This window comes from Kitasatospora sp. NPDC057738, from assembly GCF_042798815.1.
Lineage (GTDB): Bacteria > Actinomycetota > Actinomycetes > Streptomycetales > Streptomycetaceae > Kitasatospora > Kitasatospora lactacystinica.
Map to the genome: position 1 here is coordinate 10,923 of NZ_JBHVJT010000049.1, position 1,451 is coordinate 12,373.

Annotated in this window: 2 protein-coding genes; one reads left to right on the plus strand and one right to left on the minus strand. The window is 69.7% G+C overall.

All coding sequences use genetic code 11. The annotated features are described in order from the left end of the window. Positions 1-143 precede the first annotated feature (143 nt). Positions 144-545, minus strand: a complete 402-nt coding sequence (locus ACFVGO_RS25005) for a hypothetical protein (RefSeq protein ID WP_359905107.1) — start codon at positions 543-545, stop codon at positions 144-146. Positions 546-941: 396 nt separating this feature from the next. On the opposite strand from ACFVGO_RS25005, the gene ACFVGO_RS25010 reads away from it, so the two are divergent. Next, the gene (locus ACFVGO_RS25010) at positions 942-1,328 is read left to right on the plus strand and encodes a hypothetical protein (RefSeq protein ID WP_359905110.1); all 387 of its coding nucleotides are present in this window, start codon (positions 942-944) and stop codon (positions 1,326-1,328) included. Positions 1,329-1,451: the final 123 nt, after the last annotated feature.

Below are 1,451 nucleotides of genomic sequence, written 5' to 3' on the forward strand. Positions count from 1 at the left end.
CGTTGCCACCTGGAAGAAACATCCCCCCTCGCTTCTCTACTTGTTTTCCCCTGGGGGGGAACAGCAACCCAGGGGGGGAAGCCCCCCCCCCCCGCCCCCCCCCCCCCCCCCCCCCCCCCCCCCGAGTTGGTGGGCGGGGGTTGTCAGCGCGCCTTGGGGAAGGCGGCTCGTAGGGCGGGGGTGCGGGTGAGGACGGCGACGGCGACCAGGGCGAGGGCGGAGAGGCCCTGGAGGACCGCGTACCAGACCGGGCAGAGGCCGGGGATCGCGTCGACCGCGATGATGGCGATCGGCATGACGGTGGAGAGCGTGCGGACCCGGTCGAAGGCCTTGAAGGAGCCGCCGGCGGCGCGGGTGGCCAGCCGGTGGAGGAACGGGGCGATGGCGAGGAAGATCACCGCGCGGATCCACATGAACGGGGTCGTCGGGTGGCCGGTGGCCGCCATCACGGCCACTGTGCCGAGGACGACGGCGCCGGCGGCGCCGAAGAGCACGATGCACTTCTTCACCGTGGTGAAGGTGTCCTGGTCGGTCGTGGTCGCCATGGTTCTTTCCCCTCCGTGTCGTTGTGGGAACGACGCTACGGAGCGGACGGGCGGCCGGGTATGGGTCCAGCCCCACAACGGGGTGGGGCTGGACCCACCCCCTCCAACCTGCGGATCCCCGGCGGAAATTGAGGGACGGTAGCCCACGTGCCATGGCTATGGTGGCCCGATGGCAGAGGTCAAGCCGGTCCAGGTCACCTTCGACTGCGCGGACCCCGAGCGCATGCAGGACGTCGAGGGCAACGAGTTCTGCCTCGACTGAGCGTTCCTGCCGGGATCCGGCAAGCAACTCGGCCGGGATCTTGCGGGATTCGGTCGGCGCAGGGCCCTGGGAGGCGTGGCTAGTGTGCTCGGGAGTGGACGTGAACGAACGTCCGTGACCTGGGGGGTGGGGGAATGACTCCACTGGGCTTGAGCGTGGCCACCTGGTGGTGGATCGTCGCGCTGACGACGGTGCTGTTCTGGGCGCTGGCGGTACCGCCGCAGCCGACGCGGACGTACCGGATCATGGTGTCCCTGGCGCCGCTGGCCGGAGCGCTCTTCCTGGTCGGCCGCTACCACACGAACGGGATGAACCCGGCCGGTGCGCTGTCCATGTACTCGCTGGCGATGCTGTCGATGGCCCTCGGGACGGCCGGGCACCTCGGGAAGCTCGCGCGCCGGCAGCTCGCGGCCGACAAGGCCGGCGACACGGACGAAGTGCCGCTCACCTGGGGCTTCATGGTGCAGCTCTTCCTGTGCCTGACCGCGGGCATGGTGGTGTACTTCGTGATCCAGCCGTAGGCACCGTCCGCATCGGCCGGTGGGCCCCCACCAGGGGGGAGGGGGCACCGAGAAGAAACAGCGCCGTGTTGTGAAGGGAGATGAACAATTGAGCCCCCCTCCTCCCCCCGGATCCTTTTGGAA

Coding starts and splice junctions, on each gene's coding strand:
- ACFVGO_RS25005 (WP_359905107.1), bottom strand. CDS start 545: ATGGCGACCACGACCGACCAGGACACCTTCACCACGGTGAAGAAGTGC.
- ACFVGO_RS25010 (WP_359905110.1), top strand. CDS start 942: ATGACTCCACTGGGCTTGAGCGTGGCCACCTGGTGGTGGATCGTCGCG.